General features: G+C 34.8%; 19 protein-coding genes and 1 pseudogene. 14 read left to right on the forward strand and 6 right to left on the reverse strand.

Annotated features, from left to right (window positions below; translation table 11 throughout):
- Window positions 1-278, forward strand: a pseudogene (locus C1A06_RS11040) (MFS transporter); the annotation flags it as partial.
- A gap of 406 nt (window positions 279-684) precedes the next feature.
- Here C1A06_RS11040 and C1A06_RS15085 read toward each other — a convergent pair.
- The 6 genes from C1A06_RS15085 to C1A06_RS11065 form a co-directional block, all read right to left on the reverse strand.
- The gene (locus C1A06_RS15085) at window positions 685-840 is read right to left on the reverse strand and encodes a hypothetical protein (protein ID WP_159461409.1); all 156 of its coding nucleotides are present in this window, start codon (window positions 838-840) and stop codon (window positions 685-687) included.
- Between the two features lie 128 nt (window positions 841-968).
- Entirely contained in the window at window positions 969-1,907 is a 939-nt protein-coding gene (locus tag C1A06_RS11045; protein ID WP_101690322.1) for a carboxypeptidase-like regulatory domain-containing protein, read from the reverse strand.
- On the reverse strand, window positions 1,900-2,559 hold the full coding sequence (locus C1A06_RS11050) for a hypothetical protein (protein WP_101690323.1): 660 nt from the start codon (window positions 2,557-2,559) through the stop codon (window positions 1,900-1,902). Before C1A06_RS11050 ends, C1A06_RS11045 begins: the two co-directional genes overlap by 8 nt.
- An 87-nt stretch (window positions 2,560-2,646) precedes the next feature.
- Complete coding sequence (locus C1A06_RS11055; RefSeq protein ID WP_101690324.1) at window positions 2,647-3,510, reverse strand: hypothetical protein; 864 nt, start codon at window positions 3,508-3,510, stop codon at window positions 2,647-2,649.
- Window positions 3,479-4,669: a hypothetical protein gene (locus C1A06_RS11060; RefSeq protein ID WP_145996390.1), complete on the reverse strand. Its 1,191-nt coding sequence runs from the start codon at window positions 4,667-4,669 to the stop codon at window positions 3,479-3,481. Before C1A06_RS11060 ends, C1A06_RS11055 begins: the two co-directional genes overlap by 32 nt.
- Before the next feature lie 26 nt (window positions 4,670-4,695).
- Window positions 4,696-5,304: a hypothetical protein gene (locus C1A06_RS11065; protein WP_145996391.1), complete on the reverse strand. Its 609-nt coding sequence runs from the start codon at window positions 5,302-5,304 to the stop codon at window positions 4,696-4,698.
- A gap of 246 nt (window positions 5,305-5,550) precedes the next feature.
- Here C1A06_RS11065 and C1A06_RS11070 point away from each other — a divergent pair, with 246 nt between their 5' ends.
- From C1A06_RS11070 to C1A06_RS11130, 13 genes are all read left to right on the forward strand, one after another.
- Window positions 5,551-6,180, forward strand: coding sequence for a hypothetical protein (locus tag C1A06_RS11070; protein WP_101690327.1), 630 nt, complete (start codon window positions 5,551-5,553; stop codon window positions 6,178-6,180).
- A gap of 645 nt (window positions 6,181-6,825) precedes the next feature.
- Entirely contained in the window at window positions 6,826-9,582 is a 2,757-nt protein-coding gene (locus tag C1A06_RS11075; protein ID WP_145996392.1) for a collagen-like domain-containing protein, read from the forward strand.
- Between the two features lie 30 nt (window positions 9,583-9,612).
- Window positions 9,613-10,800, forward strand: coding sequence for an OmpA family protein (locus C1A06_RS11080; RefSeq protein ID WP_101690329.1), 1,188 nt, complete (start codon window positions 9,613-9,615; stop codon window positions 10,798-10,800).
- 139 nt (window positions 10,801-10,939) lie between these two features.
- Entirely contained in the window at window positions 10,940-12,724 is a 1,785-nt protein-coding gene (locus C1A06_RS11085) for a helix-turn-helix domain-containing protein (RefSeq protein WP_101690330.1), read from the forward strand.
- Window positions 12,725-13,291: 567 nt separating this feature from the next.
- A complete protein-coding gene (locus tag C1A06_RS11090) occupies window positions 13,292-13,942 on the forward strand; it encodes a DUF3575 domain-containing protein (RefSeq protein WP_245872052.1) in 651 nt (216 codons plus the stop codon).
- 72 nt (window positions 13,943-14,014) lie between these two features.
- A complete protein-coding gene (locus tag C1A06_RS11095; protein WP_159461410.1) occupies window positions 14,015-15,469 on the forward strand; it encodes an OmpA family protein in 1,455 nt (484 codons plus the stop codon).
- Window positions 15,470-15,546: 77 nt separating this feature from the next.
- Window positions 15,547-16,635, forward strand: a complete 1,089-nt coding sequence (locus tag C1A06_RS11100) for a hypothetical protein (RefSeq protein WP_101690333.1) — start codon at window positions 15,547-15,549, stop codon at window positions 16,633-16,635.
- A gap of 198 nt (window positions 16,636-16,833) precedes the next feature.
- Window positions 16,834-17,736 carry a FimB/Mfa2 family fimbrial subunit gene (locus C1A06_RS11105; protein ID WP_101690334.1) on the forward strand — a complete coding sequence of 301 codons (903 nt, stop codon included), beginning with the start codon at window positions 16,834-16,836 and terminating at the stop codon, window positions 17,734-17,736.
- 38 nt (window positions 17,737-17,774) lie between these two features.
- Window positions 17,775-19,802 carry a fimbrial protein gene (locus C1A06_RS11110; protein ID WP_101690335.1) on the forward strand — a complete coding sequence of 676 codons (2,028 nt, stop codon included), beginning with the start codon at window positions 17,775-17,777 and terminating at the stop codon, window positions 19,800-19,802.
- Between the two features lie 42 nt (window positions 19,803-19,844).
- On the forward strand, window positions 19,845-21,785 hold the full coding sequence (locus tag C1A06_RS11115; protein WP_159461411.1) for an FISUMP domain-containing protein: 1,941 nt from the start codon (window positions 19,845-19,847) through the stop codon (window positions 21,783-21,785).
- Between the two features lie 34 nt (window positions 21,786-21,819).
- Window positions 21,820-22,530 (forward strand): TlpA family protein disulfide reductase, encoded by a 711-nt coding sequence (locus C1A06_RS11120; RefSeq protein ID WP_101690337.1) that lies wholly within the window; start codon window positions 21,820-21,822, stop codon window positions 22,528-22,530.
- Window positions 22,531-22,697: 167 nt separating this feature from the next.
- Entirely contained in the window at window positions 22,698-23,861 is a 1,164-nt protein-coding gene (locus C1A06_RS11125) for a clostripain-related cysteine peptidase (protein ID WP_101690338.1), read from the forward strand.
- A gap of 43 nt (window positions 23,862-23,904) precedes the next feature.
- Window positions 23,905-24,894 carry a DUF5106 domain-containing protein gene (locus C1A06_RS11130; RefSeq protein ID WP_101690339.1) on the forward strand — a complete coding sequence of 330 codons (990 nt, stop codon included), beginning with the start codon at window positions 23,905-23,907 and terminating at the stop codon, window positions 24,892-24,894.
- The last annotated feature ends 39 nt before the right edge of the window (window positions 24,895-24,933 follow it).

Raw genomic sequence — 24,933 nt, forward strand, 5'->3', positions numbered from 1 at the left:
TTGGAGTGCTTATCTGCTTTTTGGGAGGTTTGATGGCAACGGATATTGCACCTAAGAAGGCATCAGGAGCAGCCTTGGGTGTTGTCGGTATAGCCAGTTATATTGGAGCAGGTATTCAGGATATTCTAAGTGGTCATCTGATCGGGGACAGCAAGACGATAACCTCGGGTGTGGCAGCCTATGATTTTTCATCGATTCAGTATTTTTGGATTGGTGCGGCAGCACTTTCGGTGGTATTTTGTGCGATGTTATGGACGGCTAAGAAAATTAAAGAGTAAGTTGAAAGTTTCATTTGTTGATTTGTAGTACTAAGACTTAATCTGACAGTTATAGATTTTCTATAATTGTCAGATTTCTATTTCCTTCAATTGCAAGATATAGTTGATATTCATAATGCTCTCTGACTCCACAGTGTTATAGCTTGTTCTTAATGATTTTTTCTTATGATGTAATAAACTAATCTTTTGATATTGTTACTGTTTTTATTGGTATCTGTCAAATTAAATCGTGACTATTTCAAAAAATATAAAAGACTTAACACTTAAAGGTGAACTTTAGTTTGAAGACATACAATTATAATTCCAATAACTGTTAAAAGACATTTTCTCATTCAATAATATATTTAAATTTACCTTCATCACTATTATTAGTCAGATCAATTAATTAACGAGCATTAATCTCTTCTTATTCCACTTCATTAAAATGGTAATCGGCATACTTGTCTTCTAATTCGAAATTGTAGCAATTGCCATATTTTTCAGTTTTTGGTATCCTTCCTTTTTCGTCGTAATAAATCCATGTTTCACAACGATAGCTGTCGCTTTCGGCGAACGATTTCATTTTTGTCAATGATTTTAATTTTCCATTTAAATAATATTCTCGAGTTACTGCAACAGAAAATGTACTGTTATAGCTATTGCCCCATTCAGGGTATAAATGCTCCCAATTAGTTTCTTCGATTTTATGACCTAAGGAATCGTAAGTGATGTCAAAAGTTGAAAAATCCCTCCGTATAATGATTTGTAAGCTCCATGACTATGGAGTTGTTCATTTGGGAAATAATGCCAATAGATAGTTCCGTCACTTGTATTTTTCTTGATTTGATATGAATTATCCTTATAATAATCTTTTCTTATGACATATTCTTCGTTTCGTCCCACAACACAATCTTCTAAAGATTCCCATGAGATATATGTTTCAGAAAGTAATAGTCCGTTCCTTACCTTTTTTATTACGCTGATGTATTTATATTTACTCCAATCCTCATTCGATGGTCTAGGGATTGAATCGGCGGCAGATAAATAGCCTATGTTTTCAACTCCCTTGCTGTCATGCCTGTAAAAATCCCGGAAATGAATTTGTCCCACTTCCATATTTATATTGTAAACTTCTCTTTCGGGTGCTCCATCATAGTTGTAATATCGATAGATTACTTCACCTTTTGGACGGTTCAGGTATTGAGTATACATTAATCTTTCGTCGCGTCGCATTTCAATAGAATCATTCTTGTAGATACGTAATTTATCAGACCAGTTCAAGATCGAATCTCTGTAAACTATTGCGCGCATGACCCATTTTGACGAATTGCTTGTAATTAAATCTGAGTATATCTCCTTTTCTCCATGCATAAGCCAAACTGTCCTAACAGTATCTGTTCGATAGCCTTTTTTAGAGAAAATCAGATCTTCCAAAGTATTATCGATCCTTTTTATTTTGAAATAGCCTAAATTATCCGTTGTATCACTGTTTTCGATAGAAAAATATTCTCTTACCAATACTCCTGAAATAGGTGCGCCAGCTTCATCAACAACAAAGCCGGAATAATGATCCCGTAATTTCGAGTTTTTGCATGATATCGCTATCAGTACCGATAGAAGAATTACTATTAAAGTTAGCCCCTTATTCATTGTTGTCGATTTTATGAAATTTTGCAGAATAACCTATCCAATATATGGAGTCATCCTGCCTCTTTTTTTCTTTCAGATAGTGTATTGTTTCGTCATCTATCCAATATACTCCGGTCATATCACCTTCTGATCCAGAAAAAAGAAGATAAGGAATATATTTGTTATTTTCTTTTACCTCTAAGTAATAGTGTATTCCGTCAAATTCAAATGTACCGAAACGATACTTTCTGGATGGAGAATAAATGTAACTGGATGGATTTACAAATATCTGTTCCAAAGTATTCAAGTCATATGCAGATACATATCCATGACCACCTGTTATCATTACATATGCTAATTCAGGACAGTATTCATATGCTTCTTGCTCTCTGAAAAATTCAATGCTGTCATTCTCGAATGTTATATATTCCCCGAAAATTCTAGAATTTAGAAGTCTCTCATCCGACATCAGGAGTTCACTGAATTTTTCTTCAGCCTCTTCTTCATAATATATTTTATAAAGTTTCTTTTTCACTTTACTGTAATCATAAACTCCGATCTCCAACGCTTTGGAGCGAATTCGATATTGTTTATCCTGTGCAAGTATCTGAGATGAGTTACATGCTATTAATATCAAGGCGATTATACTGGCGAATATGTTCAAGTTTTTCATTTAAATTTTAGTTGAATATTTATTAATGCAGTCTTATGTGTTTTATCTCATAATTAATCAGTATGACAATTACTTACAAAATATTTTTTAGTTATTACTGTCCGATAATCTATAAAATGAATTATCATCTATCGAATAACTGAGAAAGTATCCTTCTCTATTTCTGAAATTGACCCATTTAGGAAATATTTCCACCCAAGGGGATTCATAAATACGACCACCATCGAACTCAGATGCAGATAGCTTAATAGAATTGATGATTTTGTTATTCTCTATTACATAAATAGTTTCTCCAATTGTAATAAAGTCTTTCGATTTTGCTGAAAAGGGCAAAATATGTTCAATTTTCCCTAGTCTTAAATTCTCATTTTTACAAATTAGTGAATCATTTTGAAAATAAAGAGATACATTATTCACATCGAATATCTTTCGTTCTTCGATGTCTGGTTGAGGTAATTCGGGAAGCTCTTCAAGCCTTTTATTAAAGATGTACAAGGCTTTTTCTGGAGATATTTTGGTCTCATCATAGCAAAAAGATTCCCATGTATCGGATGTAAAGTAATTGATAATCTTCATCAAATAGTCTTGATTGATTGTTTGATGAAGTCCATTAAGGAAACAATAATAACCATTCTTATATCGATACATTTCTACACCAATACTATGATCCATCCAAGCGGCGGTCATAATTTGAAAATTTATTTTACCTCTATCTAGTTTCCTATCCTGTTTTAAGACAGCTATATATTCATCTAAATTCTCGGTTAAGGATTTATAGTATAATTTTTCAATATCATTATTGTATCTGTAAATTACACTTACGCTGATATGTTTGCCTTCAAATGAATATACATCCAATTCCGGAGTTGCCTTTACTCCTCTAGATAAGATTAGTCCTAGTATAATAAATATAAATTTACTATTTATGTATGTTTTCCATTTTTTGCTCATCTTCTGATTGCCATTTTTTGTAATTATTGATTCCAGCATCCCAAATATAGTAAGTTGTTATTCCATAGCGCATCAGAGTATGATCGATAATGAATTTACAGACAAAGGTTTCTTTACCTTTATCTATATTTAGAATCTCAATAAGCAAATTTCCTTCATAATTATAATCTGGAAGTTTATTTTCTAGATATGTTTGAGTTATCTTAAATTGTCCCGACGATTCTAAATACTCGGTAATGGTCATATCTGTTGTATTCGCAAGAAAATAATCTACAGCTAGTTGATCATCTTCACCAAAATCTAGATAAACGATCTCTTTTTTATTTGTTTTATAGAATTTCGCCAAACTACCATCAGCAATTTTATCTATACCTTCCACAGAACTAAGTGCATAAAAAATATTACCATCTCCCGCTTCTTGGGAGCAAAAGATGCCAAAATGTAAACAGATAGTATCTCCTTTGTAGATTTCATCTGCATTTGCAGCGAATGTCATATTGATGCCTTCTCCTTTAAGGTTTATACCCATCAGAGAATGAATATCGTAATCTTTGTCTATTCCTATAAATATAGCGGTATCAGGGGCAGCAGTAGTATAGTTGTTTTTATATTGATTGAAAAATTCGTCTCCAGGTAAATGCAAATTACTGAAATTCCCCCAATAGATAGGTTCATTATCGACAACCATGCGAATATTTGAATATTCTCTGAGAAAATCACTTTCCTCATCATAACGCGAAAAGGATGCTTCATACTCACTACCTAGCAAATCTAAGGAGTATTCAGTATAACCACCATACACATCCCGATTTTCTTTATAGAGAGAAACTAAGCGAAAACGTTCAGTTTCTTTCTCATAAATATAAGACTCTATTTCCGTTGTTTCCATTCCAGTAGAATGTACTATAAATTTGCCATCAGTAACTGAGAGGCTCACTTTATCTACTCCAGGGTTAAACTCCAAGCCAAATGATTTAAAACCATGTGTAGATAGCGATACCATAATAGAATCACCTTGTAAATCATAATAAAGTGAGTCCATTATATGATCGCCGTCAATATCTGCAATATTTTGCTCGTTGTCTATAGCAATTTTCTGCGCGTAAATACAACAACAGATACAACTTAAGGTTATTACTAAAAATATTACTTTCTTCATCTTATAAATTAATAGTTGTTTTGTACTCATTCTCTCAAGCATTCATCTAATAATAAATCTATCATAATAGGCTCTTCGGAATACTCATAAATTTTATAGTCATCAATGCTGCTATTTTCTCCCACTTGGATTATTATGTATGTGTATCCTCCACCAACAGTAGTATAACTAAAATTGTACATTTCAAAAACAAAGAAGCAATATTGATCCTTCCTTATCGAAAATATACGTTGAGGTATGAAATGTGTTATCTGTATGCCATTCAGGTCATTGCCTACAGATAAAGTTAATTTTTCTATTATGATTGTATTTGAAGGATAGTTGTCTAAGAAGCTGTCGTTGCAATAGTCGATAATGTCTAAATTTGTATCAAAATATGCCCTAATATTAGCTTTGTTCAGCGTTTCATCAATTGTAATAATGCCAGAGATGTCATCTCTCGTCTTATCTTTAGCAATACATGTTGTCAGGTCTCTAATTTCTATATCATATCCTTTTAATGAATCATTTACGATTGCAGAAAGAATACTACTTTGATCTGGGATAATCGTAGAAGTATTATTTTCAGCTTGAAGACATATACTACCAAGTAAAAAAAAGTTCAGATATATTGATATATATAAAATCTGCTTCATTATCATACTATTGGGGAATATTTTGTTTATAAGCTAAGGTTCTCTATTGGTTGTTCAGTGTTTTGGCATTATCCATAAAGGTAGGATTTTCTATTCATAGTAAGCTTGATCTAGATCAAATTTATAATCGATTTGATGGGTTTATTGATAGCTAGATATCGCTAAATATAGGATATTAATACTGAAAATATTGTTGATAAAGACAATGTTACTAAGTTTACAGAAATAATACAATGCTAATAGAAAATGAAATTTGATTCTGAATTTAAAAGAGCCGTATCTGAGTTACCAACACAAGAAAAAGACAAACTTCTTTTTCGCTTATTAAAGCGTGATAAAATTCTAGCTGATAGACTTTACTTTCAATTATTAAGTGGAGATAGCGTTCAAGATAGAAGAGCGGTTGTCGAAAAGAAAATAAAGAATGATTTAGCTAAAATATCAGGTTCTACCTATTCTCATACCTATTTATTAAGAGAAATGAAATCGTTAAGTGCCGCGATAACGGAGCATGTTAAGGTTACGAAAGATAAATATGGAGAAGCAAGCTTAAACTTGTTAATGCTTAATGAAGCTCTTCGCAAGAAAGGTAATACTACTAGAAAAGTGAAACAGCTAGAAGTATATAAATTTGGAATTTATGTTATTTCTAGAGCATTTAAAATTCTGATGTTAATCAAAGCTTTACACGAAGATTTTTTAGTCGAATTTGAAGATGGTCTAAAAGAATTATCCGAATTTATAGGAGACAATCCTAATCTTATGCATATTGCTATGCACAATGGATTAGATGTCAATTGGCTTTACCGAACAGAAATTCCAGATAATATAGTTGCAATACATAAGAATTTTAGAGAGAAGGGATTCTTGAGATAATCAGTAAGTGATTATAGTGATCTGAAAGTAGTCGTAAAATAGATATATGAGATCAAGAACATCTGAATGGAATTTGACGCTACGAATAAAGATTTACTTAATATTTTAGAAAAATAATACTCATCAACATTTATAGAGATATGTTTGTCCAACAACAAAAGGTCGATTGAAAGTCTATCTGCAATTAAGCAGATAGGCTTTCTCATTCATCATAGTAAAATAAACTTAGTAACAGAAAAATAACTACTTGAAAAAGTGCAATTGCGCAAATTTACCGAGAGTAAATATAATAACCAAGTGTGTTATGAAAAGTAACTTATTGATACTGTAATATGCTGAATATATCTTCATTTGCAGAATAGATACCCTTTTTTGCAACTTAGATACCCCCTGATCTGACAATCTGAATACTTTCGCTTCATTATTAATAGCTAGACAAAAAAGAGAGCATGTTAATTGAAATCAAATTATATAATATTTGATCAATAAATTATTGAGTATTTATATAAGCCTATAGCACACACTCACAATCTTTATAAACCTTTATAATGAACGGAAAGTTATAAAGAGAGAAATGAACACTTACAAAAGGGCGCTTGACTAATAAGCATATAAACATATTACTACACATTTTAACAAACAAGTATGAAACGATCGTTTATTTTACATTTGATAGGATTGTTTTTTCTATCATTTTACATGTTTTCGTGTGACAATGATTTACACGTTACTATGCCTCAAGGGCCAGAAGGTCCGGCAGGTAAATCAGCATATGAAGTATGGGTTCAAGAAGTTGAAAATGGAAATATTGATTGGCCAAAAGATCGTCTAGAAACAGAACATTTCTTCTTATATCTAAAAGGTAAGGATGGTAAAGACGGACAAGATGGACTGAGTGCTTATGAGCTTTGGGTCCAAGAGGTTAAAAAAGGTATTGATGATCCGCATAATATAGGTAAGGAGTGGGATAAAGGTAAGACAGATAAAAATGATTTTTGGTATTTTTTGACCGGAGCCGACGGAAAAGATGGTAAAAACGGATCAACTCCTCAGATTGGTGAAAATGGTAACTGGTGGATAGACGGAGAAGATACTGGACTACCTTCACGAGGTGCTGACGGTAAAGATGGTACTAAAATAACAGTTAGTGAAAATAATACTTGGATTATAGATGGAATAGACACAGGAATTCCATTAACCGGTGCCGATGGCAAAGACGGTAAAGAAGTTTACATCGGTGACAATGGCAATTGGTTTATTGACGGTAAAGATACTACTATACCAGCCAGAGGTAAAGACGGTGCAAATGGTAAGGATGGCACTAGTGGCATCGATGGCAAGAGTGCTTATGAAGTTTGGGTTGTCGAAGTAATGAATGGCTTGACAGATCCTCATAATCCAAGCCAAAACTGGGATAAATCTAAGATTACGCTTGATGATTTCTGGTATTATCTTCGTGGTAAGACTGGAGCTGATGGTAAAGATGGGCAGAATGGTAAAGACGGAAGCGTTATAAGCATTGGCGATAATGGCAACTGGTTTATTGGTGGTAAAGATACGGGTAAACCATCGCAAGGTGAAAATGGTAAAAATGGTTCTACGCCCGAGATAGGTGATAATGGCAATTGGTGGATTGATGGTAAAGATACCGGCAAACCAGCTATTGGTAAGGACGGTCAAGATGGCAAAGATGGTACAAATGGTACAGATGGACGTACACCTAGCGTCGAGATAGGTGATAATGGTAATTGGTTTATTGATGGCGAAGATACTGGTAAACCAGCTTTTGGTAAGGACGGTCAGAATGGATCCGATGGTCAAGACGGACAGAATGGTGCAAACGGCCTTTCGGCATACGAGCTATGGAAACAAGAAGCTGAAACCGGAACGCTGGATGACCCTAAAAATCCTGGACAGAAATGGCCTCAAGAAAAGACTACAGTTCAAGACTTCTGGGAGTATTTGAAAGGTAAGGACGGCCAGAATGGGACTGACGGTCAGGATGGTCAGGATGGAACAGATGGCCAATCAGCATATGAATTATGGAAGGAGAAAGTAGCAGAAGGTCTATTGAATCCTCATGATGAGACTGGTGGCAATTGGCCTCAAGACCAGACTACAGTAGAAGACTTCTGGGAATATCTAAGAGGTAAGGATGGAAAAGATGGCAACGATGGGGAAGATGGTGAAACTATTATAAAGGGTAAGCCCAATGTAATTGCCGAATATTTTAATGCAACATTGAAAGAGTATATAAACGTAGCTGATGGAAGTGTTCTCTTTAAAGTATATGATGACAAAGGTGATCCGTCTCCTAATGCAGAAGTAACAAATATACCTGGTATACCAGGAAAAACATATATTGCAGATGCAAATGGCTCATTTATTATACCTAAAGGTGACTTGCCTCAAGATTTATCTGAGACTGATAGAACAGGAACTTGTACCGTGAAATATACAAAATCGTCAGGAGCAATTGTTTCAGAAATATCAGCGCCAAACTCATATGTGCCAAATAGAATGTATGTTCGTATCAGTGTAAGTGAAGTCCCTTATCTGGGCTGGGATAAACCGCAAACGGCCTATGAATGGGAATATTCTACTGTCAACGTGAAACTTTTGGTGGAAAGAAGAAGTGGATTAAGTGGAAACTGGGAAGCTTTACCAATAGGACTTGGGAGCTTGGATCAGAATATTATAGCATACGAGTTGAATGATCCGAATGATCCGCTTTCATATTCATCGCTATCGAAAAAGTTAGCCTCTGCTCAGTTAGATATCTCTAAACCAGTTGAAATAAAAGTAAATCGTCCGACAAAAAAGGTTAGTTATTTATCATTGTCATGGCAAGAAGAATATCTGAATCCATGGGATGGAAATGATCATTATTTCAATGTCGTACTTGAAAGCTACTATGGAGAAAGTCCTCAAGCAAATGTGATAGTTAAACTTGTTCCAGTACAGTTAATGCCTCTAGTTAAGAATTTAAAAGGTAAAGATCCTCAAACTCTATTTTTGTCAGAGGTAACCGGCGAATTTGATTTGTCAGATATTGATTATAGCCTGTTCTTTAATAAAGAATATGTGAAGTCAGGGGTAAAATATAGTCCAACATTAATGTCGAAAGATGATGCTGATAAAATAAAAACGTTATATATAGTATTTAGTAAAGATGGTAATGCCGCAAGCAATAGTACGAATATAGGTACACTCGCTAATCCTGAATTCAAAGTATTGGTTCCATTCTTTGATTCTGGTGTCGGTTTTCAGAGTAGAACACATCTGTTCCATGGATTTGGTTGGATGGGAAGCCTTAGAAATAATAATGGTACTTACTTTATTGAATCAGATAAATGGCATGGAACAGAATTGCCTGATATAGCTATAACAGTCGTTCCTTAAGTGCCATCTAGGACAGTTAAATTAAAAGTTATGAGAATTACAAAGAATATAATTATACTTCTGTGTTCATTTATTGGAGGCTTGCTACCTCTAGCTGCACAGGAAATCGACTTGACGCAAGACAGTGATAAAGAGGAGAATCGAAAAGCATGGGAATTCGGAGTAGGGGCTTCTGTCTTTCAGTTTAGCCGTGTTCAGTTTACTAATTTCGCCGATTTGAAAGACAAAGGCTATTCCTTCGACTTGAAATTGAAACATGCCGTTTACGGAGGTAATATATATGTTGCGAGAGAACTTAGCAAACACTTCTATCTTGATATACAAGGAACAATAGGAGCCACCGAAGATCGAATTGGAGAAAAGGATAAAACGAAGATGTTGTTTATGATTGGCCCAGGTATTCAATGGCGTTTAGGCGAATACTTTGGATCGAAATATATTGATCCGTATCTACGTGCCGGAGTAAATTATATGAACAAAGGTTTTAATATGAATTACAAATATGAAGGTCTCTCTGAGGAAGAAATGAGTTGGATTCTAGCGAATGATCTGAATAAAGAAGGACGTGATAAAAAGCATCTTATTCCTATAGCGATTGGTGGAGGTATCAACATGTGGCTCAATGATCGTTGGGGGGTAGGAATACAAGCCGACTATTTGATTATGCCTTATGGTCAGATTGCCAATTCGTTGCAAGGTACAGCTCGTGTGATGTATCGTTTAGGTGGAAAATCTAAAAAATCTCAACCTAGTATTGAATATATCGACAGAGAACGAATCGTAGAACGTATAATAGAAAAACCTATTGAGGTCGAAAAAATTGTTGAAAGAGTTGAGTATACGAAATTATATGAATTATTTAACAATATTTATTTCGACTTTGATAAAGCAAGTCTGACATCCAAATCTGAAAAAATAATGGATGAGATTGCTGAAATTTTGAAAGAAAATACATTGAATAAATATTTGATAACTGGTTACACTGACTCCAAAGGATCTCCTGAATATAATCTAGATCTGTCGAAACGTCGTGCAGCTACAGTTGTTAATGCATTGATAAATAGGGGTGTCCCTTCATCTATACTAAAATCAGTTGGTGTCGGCAAAAAAATCTCACATATGCAGTCTGATGCAGATGATAATGTTCGTGAAGGCGATAGAAAAGTTACTATCGAACTCATTAATAATATTGGTTATTGGGATAATATCCCTAACTAAAAAGTCGGATGGAGATTTCTCTGATTATGTGATTTAATACAGATTTCCCAAAAGGGTTTGAGTAATCACTACTCAAACCCTTTATAAATATAGGATAACTTACTTACTAACTTTACAAGTTAATTCAATAATTTATGTAATGAAAAGAAAACATATTTTCTCATTATTTCTTTTTCTCTTTTCCATTAGCATCATACCTGTGTTATTTTCTCAAGAAAAACTTGATAATATACAGTTATCTTTAGAGAAACTTGATAAAAAAAGCAGATTAAAATTCTTAGTAGAACGTGCTAATGCCAATGATCTTGTCAGCATAGAAAATCTAGAGAAAGAAGCGATTAAACAAAATGATGATTTACGATTGGCCCAAGCTTATTATCTAAAACAAGTTCATTATCAGTTTATTGAAAATGCTGAAGACTCATTGTCCTCTTATTATGCTAAATTAGCATCTGAAAAATTAAAGATACTCCAAAAGTATACTGAAACGTTTGATAAAGAGGAACTTAAAATCTATCAATCTGTTAAAACAAATATCGCGTATAGTATCGTAAAGACATATCTTTCAGAGAATAAGTATGAATTAGCTCTGTATTTTTTGAATGATATGTTGGAAGATAATAAATCTGGAAATACTAACTTTTTAGAATACGATATCTATTCCTTATTGGGTATATGTTATATGCATGCACAGAAGCCCCAACAGGCATTTGACAGTTTTAAGAAAGGTTATGAAATTTATAATGAATATTCAAAACCGAACGAACCTTATGGATATTCTCGTTTTTTTGAGGGTATGTCTCATGCTTTAATGAAGTTGAAAGACTACGAGGAAATGATCCTTTTAAATAATAAGCTTGAAGAAATGATTTCAAAAGAATATGAACAGACAGGTAGTGAACAGTATCCATATCATATTTCAAAGTTTAATGTAAGAAGTCAGTTGGCACATGCATTTATAATGCTAGGGAATTTGTCTCTAGCTCGGGAAAAACTAGATGATGCAAAAAAAATTGCATTGGATAATTTTTGGGGGACAGCATACACATGTAACTACTATGAGGTTGAGATTCAATATTATATTGCCCTGAAAAATTACGCTAAAGCAAAAGAATATTTGGACCTTTATCTTGAATGTACTAGTAGTAAAAAAGAATTTGAAGGAGTTTTTTACTATATTGAATCTAATTTAGTTAAAGCCGATTTTTTATACAAATCTGGAAATAGTGATAAGGCATATGAATTACTTACTGAATTGTATCAGCTGAATGATTCAATTACAGCAATAAATTACTCCAATCAGATTGCTGAAATCCAGACATTGTATAAAGTAGATAAGCTAGAGAATGAATCTGAACAGAATAAGTTGAAGATGCGCATAATTCTTTATGCTCTGATTGGCTCAGTTCTTATTTCATTGCTATTGACATATATCATTTATACATCCTTCAAAAACTCTAAAGTTTTGAAAGAGAAAAATAAAAGATTGCTACAGCAATATTCAGAACTCGATAATAGGAATAAGATAATTACAGATCTTCAGTCATCGAAACTTGATGATTCGGATAGTAATAGTGGCGAGGTTGATCCTTATCAGAGTTTAGTATCCCGGTTAGATGCTTATCTGAAAGAATCACAAATTTATAGAAAATCAGGTCTCACACGAGAAGAACTTGCATTGGACATGGGTACCAATAGGCAATATTTGATTGAAGCTATTAAAGAAAAAACAGGAAAGACCTTCAACGAATATATCTACTCTTACCGCCTGAAATATGCGTATGATCAGATAACGAAGGAACCAGATAAGCCTATATCTGAAATTTATTTTGAAGCAGGATTTCAAACAAAAGGTACATTCAACCGAGCTTTTAAAGAAATATATGGTATGACTCCAAGCGAGTTAAGAAATGCTATTCAGTAATACTTATGAAATATCTTTAGTAATTACCTGGATTCGATATTAATTTTATAATATGATTTAGAGGAAACGTTTGTTTCCTCTTTTTTTTGGCAGTCGGTTTTTTCAAGCCTTTTGGTTAGTAAACTTATAAGTATTTGTGTAAAATATAGAATTCAATAGTTTTCTTAAGATAAAAAATGATATTCTAACACATCGAATTTTTATCTAAGCTTGAAAATGCCATCTCTTTATAGATGATTATTACAGAAAAAAGCCATAATTCATTTCATCGCGTCCCCCTTTTGCAAAAAGGGGGTACATTCTGCAAAAACAACTGTTTTGCGGGTTTGTCTGCAGAATAGACACCACTTCCAATCTTTCATTCCTTTCCTTTGCCAATGTAAATAAACAAAAGAAATATCAAATTTTACAGACACACATATGTATAACACAACCATTACTCATAATAATTATTCTTAATGTCTATGGATCTAAAGATAATTGAATTCATATCGGTTGAAGATTGATTATCTGCCATAATAAATCAAAAATTGTATTTGAAAAATAGTCTAATCAAAAATAAATAAAATGATGTCCAAACGATTTACATTACTATACACATTATTTGTCGTTTCATTGACGTGTTTATGTGCACAAGAGTCTTCGTATATAAGACAAGAAACTGCCTATGTAAATAGAATGACACGTCTGCCGGGTAAAGAGGTTTTCCCGACGGTAGCTATCAAAACCAATCTACTGTACGATCTAACTACAACGTTCAATCTGGGACTAGAGTTCCGATTGTCGGATTACCTGACTTTAGATGTTTCTGCAAATTATAATCCGTGGACATTCTCTGATAACCGAAAACTTAAGCATATAATGGTACAACCTGAATTGCGTTACTGGATTTATGAGCCATTTAATGGACACTTTTTAGGAACCCATTTATTATATAACAACTTCAATGCCGGAAATCTGAACCTTCCTCTCGATATATTTCCGAGACTTGACGAACATCGTTTTCGAGGTAATGCCTATGGCCTTGGTTTTTCTTATGGTTACCAATGGATTTTTTCACCACGCTGGAGTTTTGAAGCCTCTTTTGGCTTCGGCTATATGTATATGAATTATGATGTCTATGAATGTCAAACGTGTGGGAAAAAACTGGGAGAGGAGACTAAGCATTATTTCGGTCCTACTAAGCTAGCCCTATCATTGATCTATATAATGAAATAAGGAGGAGGAATCATGGATGCTTATAATAAAGAATTATCGGGAAAATATAAGGAAACAAGTAAAAATATAATTATGAAACAATATCTACTATACACAGTCTGTACATTATTAATGTTATCGCTGGCCATCTCGTCTTTTGGTCAAGGGATTGTGACAATGGATATACGCGATTTCAAAGAGAAGAATGATAGCCTGATATTAAACTATAAGGTAAATATACCATCTTATATTGTAGAAACTGGGCAAGGTTTACGTATATCTCCAATACTCGAAGCAGGTGATTCAATTGTCTTTCTTCCTCGTGTAACTATTCTTGGGGGAAATAAGCATAAAGTATTGAATCGTTATCATAAAAATAGTGAGTTGGGTAATCCCCCAACAACGATGAAACCTGACAGTATTCCATACGATTATCAAATTCGACTACCATATCAGATGTGGATGGATACAGCACGCTTGTGTATTCGTCAGGAAGTGGCAGGCTATCGTGGTGCAAAAGTAGTTACTCGATACTTATTGAGTGATCGTGTAGATCTGGCACCTCGCACACCATACAGAGTAAATCCTCAGGTTTCGTATATAGTTCCTGAAAAAGAGGAGAAACGTCGAAAACGTCAGGGTAAAGCTTATCTGGATTTTCAAGTAGGTAGGTCTGTGATACTTCCGGACTTCAGACGTAACCCAGAAGAGTTACAAAAAATCAATGATGTTATTCAAGAAGTAGTAAGTAACAATGATGTTTCTTTAGAAGGTTTGTATGTAGAAGGATATGCTTCACCAGAAGCACCTTATAGCCTGAATGAACGTTTGTCGAGAGATCGTGCTGCTGCATTGAAAGATTACCTAAAAAATAGATATTCTTTGGACGAATCTTTACTTAAAGTAAGTGCTGTAGCTGAAGACTGGTCTGGATTAGAAGCTCTGGTGCAAGCTAGTGATATGAAAGATAAAGATAAGGTATTGCAAGTTATCACATCTCAAGATGCTCCAGATAGTAAAGAGGCTGCTCTTAAAAGAGTTGCAGGTGGAGTTCCTTATCGCTATATGTTAAAGGAAATGTTTCCGGAGTTGAGAAGAGTAGAATATCAGGTAGACTATTCGGTTAGAGACTACGGAGTTGAAGAAACGAAAGCACTGGTCAATAGCAGACCAATAGATTTATCTCAGAAAGAACTTTACGATTTAGCTCAATTATATGGAAAAGAGAGTAAAGAATATAGCAGAATTCTGACAGAAATAATTCCTCGTTATTTTGCCGACGATGCAGTGGGAAACAATAATGCATCAGCATACTTGCTCAATACCGGAGAAACCCTGACATCTGCACGTCATCTTGAGAAAGCTGGAGAAACGGGTGAGGCTCTAAATAATCGTGGAGTTTTATATCTTCTGAAAGGTGATTTGGAAAAAGCTGATAAACTATTTGAGCAGGCCGAAAGAGCCGGAATCAAAGAAGCCACACATAATCGTCAGGAGGTACAGACAAAGTTAGAAGATAACACAAGAATGGAACGCTATAAAAAATAGCCGATACTATCCAATATTAATACAAACAGTTAAACAAGAAGAAATTCAAATTAATTAATCTAATTAAATTAAACAAGATGAAAAAAAGTTTTAAGTATGTAATGCTGATGGCAGCTACACTATTAGTGGGTTTTAACAGCTGTTCAAATGATGATGACAATGTTGCAGGAGTAGACGATTCTCCTAAAAGCGTGAAAGTAATGGTTTCAGTACCTTCTACGTATGCCGATGAAGCTACAGCTGTTGGAGTAACTCCAGTTGCTTCTGATCTTCAGGTATATTTTACAGATGGTATCAGTATCAAAGCTGAAGGAACAATGCTTCCAACTGAAATGGCAGGAGGAAAATTGTTCGAAGATGTACCGGGAACAGCTAGTAATGTTGTTATTATAGCTAATCCACTTCTTGTAACCTCTCCTGCTAAACTTACAGTAGGAACTTCTGTTGCAGAATTAAATAAATTGATGTTCGAACAAAGTAAACAATTAGATCCAAAAGATAAACTAAACTTATTTGGTTCAAATACGGTTACAGGCAATACTGCAAACGTTATTTTAGCACCAGCTATTTCTCGTTACGAGATTGCTAAGGTAGAAGCTAATCCAGGTGCACAAATTCCTTTAACAAGTTTCGAACTTGCAGGTATTTATATTAACAATACCTACACAAAATGTGGAACAGATTATACAACTCTTCCTACTGGAGCAGCTGATATCCTTCAATTTGGACCAGATGATACAGAGTGGGCTGATGGAACTTTCCCAGCACGTTACAAAGATGAATTTGCAGCTCCTACAGCAGGAACTTCATTCGCACCAGATAATAAATGGGCTTATTTCGTTATGCCAGTAGTAGCAGGTAAAGGAACAACTATTAATGGTGAACTTCAAACTTCTATACCTCACGTTATCTTGAAAATCAAAAATGCAGAAGCTACTGGATATACATTTGCTGAAACAATGTATGTAACAGTGAGAGATATCAAAGTTGCTGGTGCTGCTACTACTTTAACAGAATTGACAAGAGGTAAAGTATATACTATGGCATTATCTATCGGTGGTGAAAACCTAGCTCCAAAACCAGAACTTCCAGCATTGAAAGATATTACTGTAACTGCTGAAGTAACTCCTTGGATCGAAGAGCCTGTAACTCCAGTTCTTCCATAACCCACTATAGACAACAAGTACGGTCTGAATCGTAAAGAATACAAACCGTATTTATAAAACTACACTTAAAGCCTTCCCTCTATAGGGTAGGGAAGGCTTTAAAATTAAAATACAAGTGGTATAAAACCATTAGAAAAATAAAAAATGACAAGCATTCTAAATCTGCCTGTCAGTCTATAACACTTAATAATTTTACACATGAATCTGCTGAAGACTTTATGCCTGTTTGTATTATCCGCAGCCTTGTTTCTGTCGGGGTGTGTCGGGGAAGATATGAGCGATTGTCCACCGGATAATAATTTAACTCTTCTATTTCAATACCCGAACTTTCCTGATCATATCAGCCGTGTAAATGTGGCTATTTACGACGAAAATGATGTGCTTGTAGAAATCAGACAAGTCGAAAAAAGCGAATTAGATATATTGCAAGGTATTAGACTGAATCTGTCTGAAGGTGCTTACAAGGCAGTTTGCTGGGGAAATGCTTTTGACAATACTCAAATTGAAGGATTCACTTCTGGCTCAATGCTAGACTTGCACGAAGTTGCGCATCCGGGATATTTTGTGCCAGCGCGTATTCCGACTAATGATGCACTATATTATGGCATACACACTTTTACAATAATAAAAAATACAGAAACCACTGAAACGGTTGATTTTACACCAGCTCATATAAGCCTGGTGATTCAAATCGAGGGACTTCAGAGTTTAACTGAAGGAGCACCTATTGCTGATCTCCCTTATATCAAGGTCAATAACCTTGCTCCTGCTTATGACTATAAAATGGTTACTCATGGTGACTTAACAACATATTATCCAACTATGGCTCTTCTTTCAGATAAGAAATTAGGTGAAAGCCAATTGGACGTACTCCGATTCAGAGAAAAGAATCCAATTACTATTGATGTAATTGAGAATAATACGACAAATAAAATTTTACATACAGTCAAACTCCAAGATTTTATTGCAGCTAATGATATTAAAATTGAAGATGGAAAAGAGGTCGTTATTCCTATCTTAATTTCATTCTTCGGAGAAGTATCTGTTACTATAATCGAGGATTGGAAAGAGCAACCGGTAAATCCTGTACCACAGGTATAAATCATAAAATATATTCGAAGAAAGAAATATTAATTGATATGAAAGTAAATAAATATATATCTATACAGGCTTTAAAGCAATCAGCACTTCCTTTTTTCTTTTGCTTGATGCTGCTTTTCAGTGCTTGTTCTTCAGAGGATGAAATCAGTCCTGAGCCACCTATAGATTCTGCAGATAAGAATGTCATCTTGGAAGTCAAGATTCCGGGAGCTAAAACTCCTACAACTTATGGAATGAGTGCTGTAAATGAAGACAAAATTAAAGAAATGACAGTACTAGCCTATCAAGATATGGGAACTTTTGAGGTTTTATCTCGAAAGATGGAAGTACCAGCAAGTGGCATCACAAATGACGGAAACGGAAATGTAGTTATTAAATTAACTCTAACGAAAGGAAGATACAATCGTTTTGTATTGATTGCCAATGCGAATGCTCAAATTGCCTCGATAAATAGAGGTGACGATCTTTCTAAACTAGAAGAATTAGAATTCCAACACGCTACAGGAAGATGGAATGTTTCAACACCGGACCACATTCCAATGTCGGGTGAAATTGTTGCAGGAACTTCAAATGGATTTATTGTGGAAGATGGTAGATCAAAGGTGTATAAAGATATTAAGCTAATCCGTATGTTGGCAAAAGTAGACATACATAATAAAGCCAATGACATTTTTACGCTCCAAAAAGTGATGCTGTATAATATGAACCGTAATGGTCTGATCGTAGCTGACGAAAATTACACAGCAACACCTCTGGTAAAGCCTAATCTTCCGACTTCGCTTCAGAAAATAGTATCTCCAGTTACATACGATTTTGCATCTCTTAGTGTTAGCAATGAAATGAATGGTGAGATTTATCTTTTCGAATCAGATGCTGCAGTAGAAGATCAGATTGCAATTTCCCCACGTATTATTGTTGAGGGTATTTATGAAGGAGAGAAGACTTATTATCCGATTGATTTTACATATAGCAAATATATGGGTGCAGGGTCAAGTGCTTATAGAGGAACATTAATGCCTATTATTCGCAATTATCATTACATCTTTATGATAGAGAGGGTGTATGGTCCTGGATTTGGAACTGCTGAAGAAGCTCTTAACTTCCCAGGAAGCTTTACAAATGGCATTGCTTACAAAATATTAGAATACGATAGAGAATTTACAGATATATATTATAATTCATCAGAAATCTTAGCAGTCAACACCACTGATGTGGAGCTTGTATTAGGAGCTAAACTTTATGATGATGGATATCTAGAAAACACGTTCAACGTTTACACTACTGAAGATAGTTTCTCGATTGACTGCTATAATCTTGATGGAACTCCTGCTGATTGGTTTGAAGCTTCTGCTGCTAGTTATAAAGGCGAAGGATATATAACAGAGGTCTATTTAAAGTCAAATTTAGCATTAACATATGCTAGTGAGGAAAAGGAAGGTTACATCATAATAAGGGCAGGAGGATTGCGCTCGGATAAGGTACCCGTTCACAAAAAATGGTGCGGTATAAATGGCATACCTCTCAAACAAGCTATACCTACTGATCTTACATCCAATAATGGTCAATTGATTTTTTACCGATTATCCTACTTAACACATGCTTACCCAACTGGTAATAGTGGAACTATGCAGTGTTGGATGGTTGAAAATTCTCCAATGTCATACGAATATTTCGCGCCTCAGCATTATGGTAACGACTTGGCTAGAGTAAATGGAAAGTATGTGAGATGGGATAGTTATTTGTCAGTATCATGTGCCGAAGGATGGAGGATACCAACATTAGAAGAATGGACTAAATTAGCTGCTGCTATTCAACCTGACCCCAATAACACTGGAAGATGGTTTATCGGAGCTTCATCCCAAAATAGTGTCAACAAATCATATGCAGGTATACTTGACAATAGAGTGGGAGTTCCTACCTGGGGTGCGGCAGAATGGGGAGCAGCTGGATACTGGTGGACATCTACAGCAAATCGGGTAGCCAAAGGTACGCCTGGTACATTGATAATCCCTAGCCAGTCGTATGCTGATTATAGAGTATCAGTTCGCTGTGTCAAAGACGAGTAATCGTTGAAAATAAGAATAGCAAAACATAGTAGAATAATGAATATGAAATTAATAAAAACAGTTTTTGTATCTCTTTTGTCGATAGGAATGTTATCCTGTCAACAGGACGGTGTTGAGATTCCTTCGACCGACAAAACAGTAACTATAAATCTGGCTGTTCCTGGGATGGAAAATATTTATGATAGTCCTAAAACCTATTCGATGCCAGCCGATGAAGCTACAGTTAAGACTGTAGATGTATTGGTGTTTGCAACTGATCCGGCAGCTCCGAATGATATTGCTAAAGGTACTTATATTTATCAGCCAGCGGTAGGCCATACTCAGGGGAACACAAGTTTTACAACTCGTCTTATAGAGCGAAATACAAATCAGACAATTTTGGTTTTGGTCAATTGTCGTACTGAGGTAAATGCACTATTGGCTTCGCTACAACCTGATGTTACGACTAAAGCTGAAGTGATGCAGGCCTTGGTTCAAAGTAAAGCAGCAGGATTTGATGCATCATCAATGGAGAGCATAGGTATGTGGGGCGAAATTACAAATCAAAACGTAACAGATTCCTATAATCCAGTTGGATTGACAGTTACTTTAACTCGTATGCTGGCTCGTGTAAATATAGTGAATACGGCTACTGATTTTGTCCTGAAAGAATCTTACCTATATAATCCACGCTCGAAAGGTGCTGTTATACCTGATAACTATAACAGTGCAATGAGCACAGTGGTTACTCCAACAATTGTATCAGGGGCAGATTTAGCTCAAGGAACAAAATTTGGTCCTTACACAACTTCTGCTGCAAATAAAATAGAAAGTAAGATTTATACTTTCGAGGCTGACAATAAAACAAAAGCGGCAGCCGATGTATTTGATGCTACTTGTGTGGTAGTAGGAGGTTCGTATAAAGGAAGTACAGAAACCCATTATTATCGTGTAGACATTAAGGATTATACGGCAAATACGTATTTTGATATTTTGCGCAATCACTCTTACAATATAAGTATTACCAGCGTAGATGGAGAAGGCGTTGATACACCTGATGAGGCTTATAGAGGTATAAGTAAGATCAAAGCTCAAGTTGAGGATTGGAATATGGCAGAAGGAAATGTTGACTTAGGAAATAATCATTTGTATGTTTCGAATTCTCTTCTTTTTGTAAAACTTGATGGAGTTACAGAAGCTTTTGAAGGTAGCGGAAATTCTATAGTTATGACTACCGATATTAATGGTTGGACATGGAGTGATGATGCCGAAACTCAACAAACATTAGCCGATTTCGGAGTTACTACAATGGGTGGAGCAAAAGAACAGCATGTCAGTATTGAATGGGCTACAACAGATATAACTACATCTATGCCAAAAGGAAGAGGTGGTAAAGCTATAATAGTATCAGGTAATCTTAGACGTACTATTAACTTTATTCAAGACAATTGTGGTCGTTATAATTATGCTGTAGAACAAAAAATTGGTAAACATAACTATATAACACATCGCTATGGCGAAAATTGTTGGATGGTAGCAAATTCAATGGAAGGAACTAGTGGCTTTCAAGAATTTGATGGTGACCCTTACAGAATTAATGGCTTTTATTACAATCGTTCTCAGGCAACACAAGCAAACAACGCCTGTCCTACTGGTTGGAGACTTCCTACAAAAGATGAATTTGAAAACTTATCTGATGTAATGAGAGCTGAGGATCCTAGTCTCGTAACAGATCCTGGTGTGTACCCAACTATATCCAGATGGTGGCTTCCATTAGGTACAGGACGGAAAAATAATGCCTTTGCTGGTGCGGTTTACCTGGACGATTTAGGAAATAGAAATTGGTTCGATTGGAGTCATACTGGATTTTATCTTACCGCAACTCCCAATTATTATGCTGTGTCTGGTTCTTCTGGTAGTACTAATAAGATATTACTCAGATCACAAGCACCTAGTTTGTTAGAACTAGGCTTTTACTCTGTTCGCTGCATCAAAAATGAGTAAATATAGCTTATAAAGACAAATCCACGATATTCCAATGAAGCGACTACTTTATGCATTCTTTTTAATAAGCATCTTATCCTCTTGTTCGACACGAGAGGGTAAGACGCAAAATATAGAAGATTGGACAAAGCTTCATGCTGCAGATACTAATTTTATTGATCAAGCCAGACTACTGATAGACAGTGTTGCAGAACATTCTCCGGATGATATGGAAGGTTTTGTTCGCAGAATAGCTGATGCGCTTTGTCTTGAAGGTCGAGAACATAAGGCTGCTTCTATAGCTGCCTACCCACATGGGATAGACCTTTCGGGAGAAGAATACAGTGAAATAGGACATAGGCTACTCACGCAATTACAACTTTCAGGGCGTAATGGACCACCATTACCCATTGAAGAGGACGATTTATTGATATTGAGGAATAACGGCTGTATTGTCCTTTTTTTCGAGAGTGATTGTGTCAACTGTCACAACATGATCGAAGAATTAAAACAGGCTCATGACAGTTTAGTGCAAGCAGGAATTAAAGTAGTAAGTATTGCATCGGATGTAAATCCAGATATATATAATGTATATGCTGCCGATCTTCCATGGAAAGATAAATATTGTGATTATAGATCATTTTCAGGAGATTATTTCAGCTTATGGGGCGTAGCCTCAACACCAACGATGTATTTTGTCAATTATAAAGGAATTGTTAAAGGCCGTTACTACAGCCTTAATGATATAAAAGAAAGAAATAAGTAAAAGAAATGCTGCTGCACAAAGCGGCTGGATACTATTAGGGACTTAGCCTAATATGTAGTTTTGTAAAGTTTGTGTAAGTCCGCGTGAGTTGCGATAATTCGCGCGGTTTTTTTTAACTCGTAATAGTTTCAATCGTAAGATGCTATATATATAATAAATCCACAATTATGAATAGTGAAAGAAGATCTGCATTTTTTGAGATAATTAGAATACTATTGGTTGTATTCATCTTGATAACGATTTGTACAGTTGTATTCAGTAGTTGTGCGAGCGATGATAATCCACCTATAGAAGTGGAAGATGTTCTGCTTGTTTATCTGGCTGGAGATAATAATTTATCCGGAGAAAGCCATGAAAAATTCGAAGCCATTGTAAAAGGTTATGATGGAGCTCGCGACAGACGTATTCTAGTTTATTTAGATTCAAAAGGAGAAACTCCACAATTAATAGAAATTACAGACAAAAATAAATATCAGATTCTAGAAAATTATTCTTCCGAAAATTCAGCCGATCCTGCAGTTTTAGGCCGAGTGATAGCTAAGGCTAAAAGTTTGTACCCACAAGCAGATTTTAATTTTTTAGTTTTTTCTCATGCCACAGGGTGGTTGCCACAAGGTTATTATACGGATCCTAGAGCAGCATTCGATAAGATGCCTTCAAAGCGCTCAATTCTTGTTGATGAAAATTCGGAGATGGATCTATCAGACTTCGCGCGAACTATTCCAAATAATATGTTCGAGTATATTATTTTCGAAACTTGCCATATGGCAGGAGTAGAAGTGGTTTATGAACTGAGACACAAAGCAAAATATATTGTGGCATCTTCGGCTGAAATAGTTTCTCCTGGATTCACTGATGTCTATAGCTCAAATATAAATGACCTGATAAATGGAGAACCAACCGATTTTATACAAGCTGTATTTGATTTTTTCAATAACCAGACGTCATATATGTACTCAGCTACTTTCTCTATTATCGAGACTTCGCAATTAGAGAATTTAGCCACTTTTATTAGAGACAATTGTGACTTTACAAAAGTTATTGAAACCGGAAATATTCAATATTTCGATCGTAAAAACTTCCATTTATTCTGTGACTTTGAAGATTATTATTCAAGATTATTAGAGAATGATCAGCAGCAAAAAACATTAAGTCAGCTTGTCAATAAGTGTGTAATTTGGAAAGCATCTACGCCTTATTTCATGGAAGGTTACAATGGCTTTTTTATTAAAAAACATTCAGGGTTAACAGCATATATTATGCAAGATAGGTATGCTAATCTTAATACAGCCTATGAAAAAAGTACATGGTATAAAGCTATTATTAAATGAAATAAGAGCAGATAAGATAATCATATCAGATAATTGAAAGAGAATGAAAACAATAAGTTCGATATCAAAACTATGGGGAAGTATTGCTTTGTTACTACTAATAATGTTACCATTATCAGCTTGCAATAATAAGGTGGTAGTAGAAAATAATGACGATCAATCTATAAAGCTTCAAGCCGAATCAGGAGATAAGGTGTTTCGTGTCATTGAAATACCAGCCATGCTGACAAAACCCGAGGATCGTGCTGCATATTTAGCACAGAATTATTGGAATAATTTTAATTTCAGTGATACTGCTTTTATCCACATGCCAGAAGTGACAGAGCAAGCTTTTGTTGATTTTTTGTCAGTACTACCTCATACTACGCCTGAAATTGGAATAATTTCTATTCATACAAATTTGGAAAGGTGTACAGCCGAAGACAAAACAAGAAAAATGTATACTTGTTTTTTGGATTTATATCAGAAATATCTGAATGATCCGAATTCTCCTTTTCGGAATGAAGAGTTTTATATACAAGTCACTAAATTTATTATAAATGACTCAGTGAGTGATGAGTCAACTAAATCGAGAGCCAAGTTTGAATATAAAATGATGCTTAAGAATAGGCTTGGGACAAAAGCTTCAAATTTCTCATATATAACAATTAGCGGGAGCAAAGGAGATCTAAATCAGTTGAAGAAGATGTATACCCTTATTTATTTTTATAATCCAGGTTGTGTAGCTTGTCAGGAAATCAAAGATTATCTGAGAAAATCTTCGATTATCAATCATTTGTTGAAAAAAGGTATGATCGATATACTTGCTGTATACACAGATACAGAATTAGATAAATGGAAAGAATACAGTGATGAAATACCCGCTGAATGGATTAATGCTTACGATAAGTTACAGAATATAAACAAAAAACAGATATACGATTTGAAGGCTATTCCAACAATATACTTATTGGATAAAGATAAAACGGTATTGCTGAAAGATGCTGATGCCGTAGATGTTGAGTCTTTTTTAGAAAACAACCTCATTAAATAGAAGAATTAATAATGAATAGGAAAGCATGATTGTTTCTAA

It is taken from the genome of Dysgonomonas massiliensis, assembly GCF_900240225.1.
Classification (GTDB): Bacteria; Bacteroidota; Bacteroidia; order Bacteroidales; family Dysgonomonadaceae; genus Dysgonomonas; species Dysgonomonas massiliensis.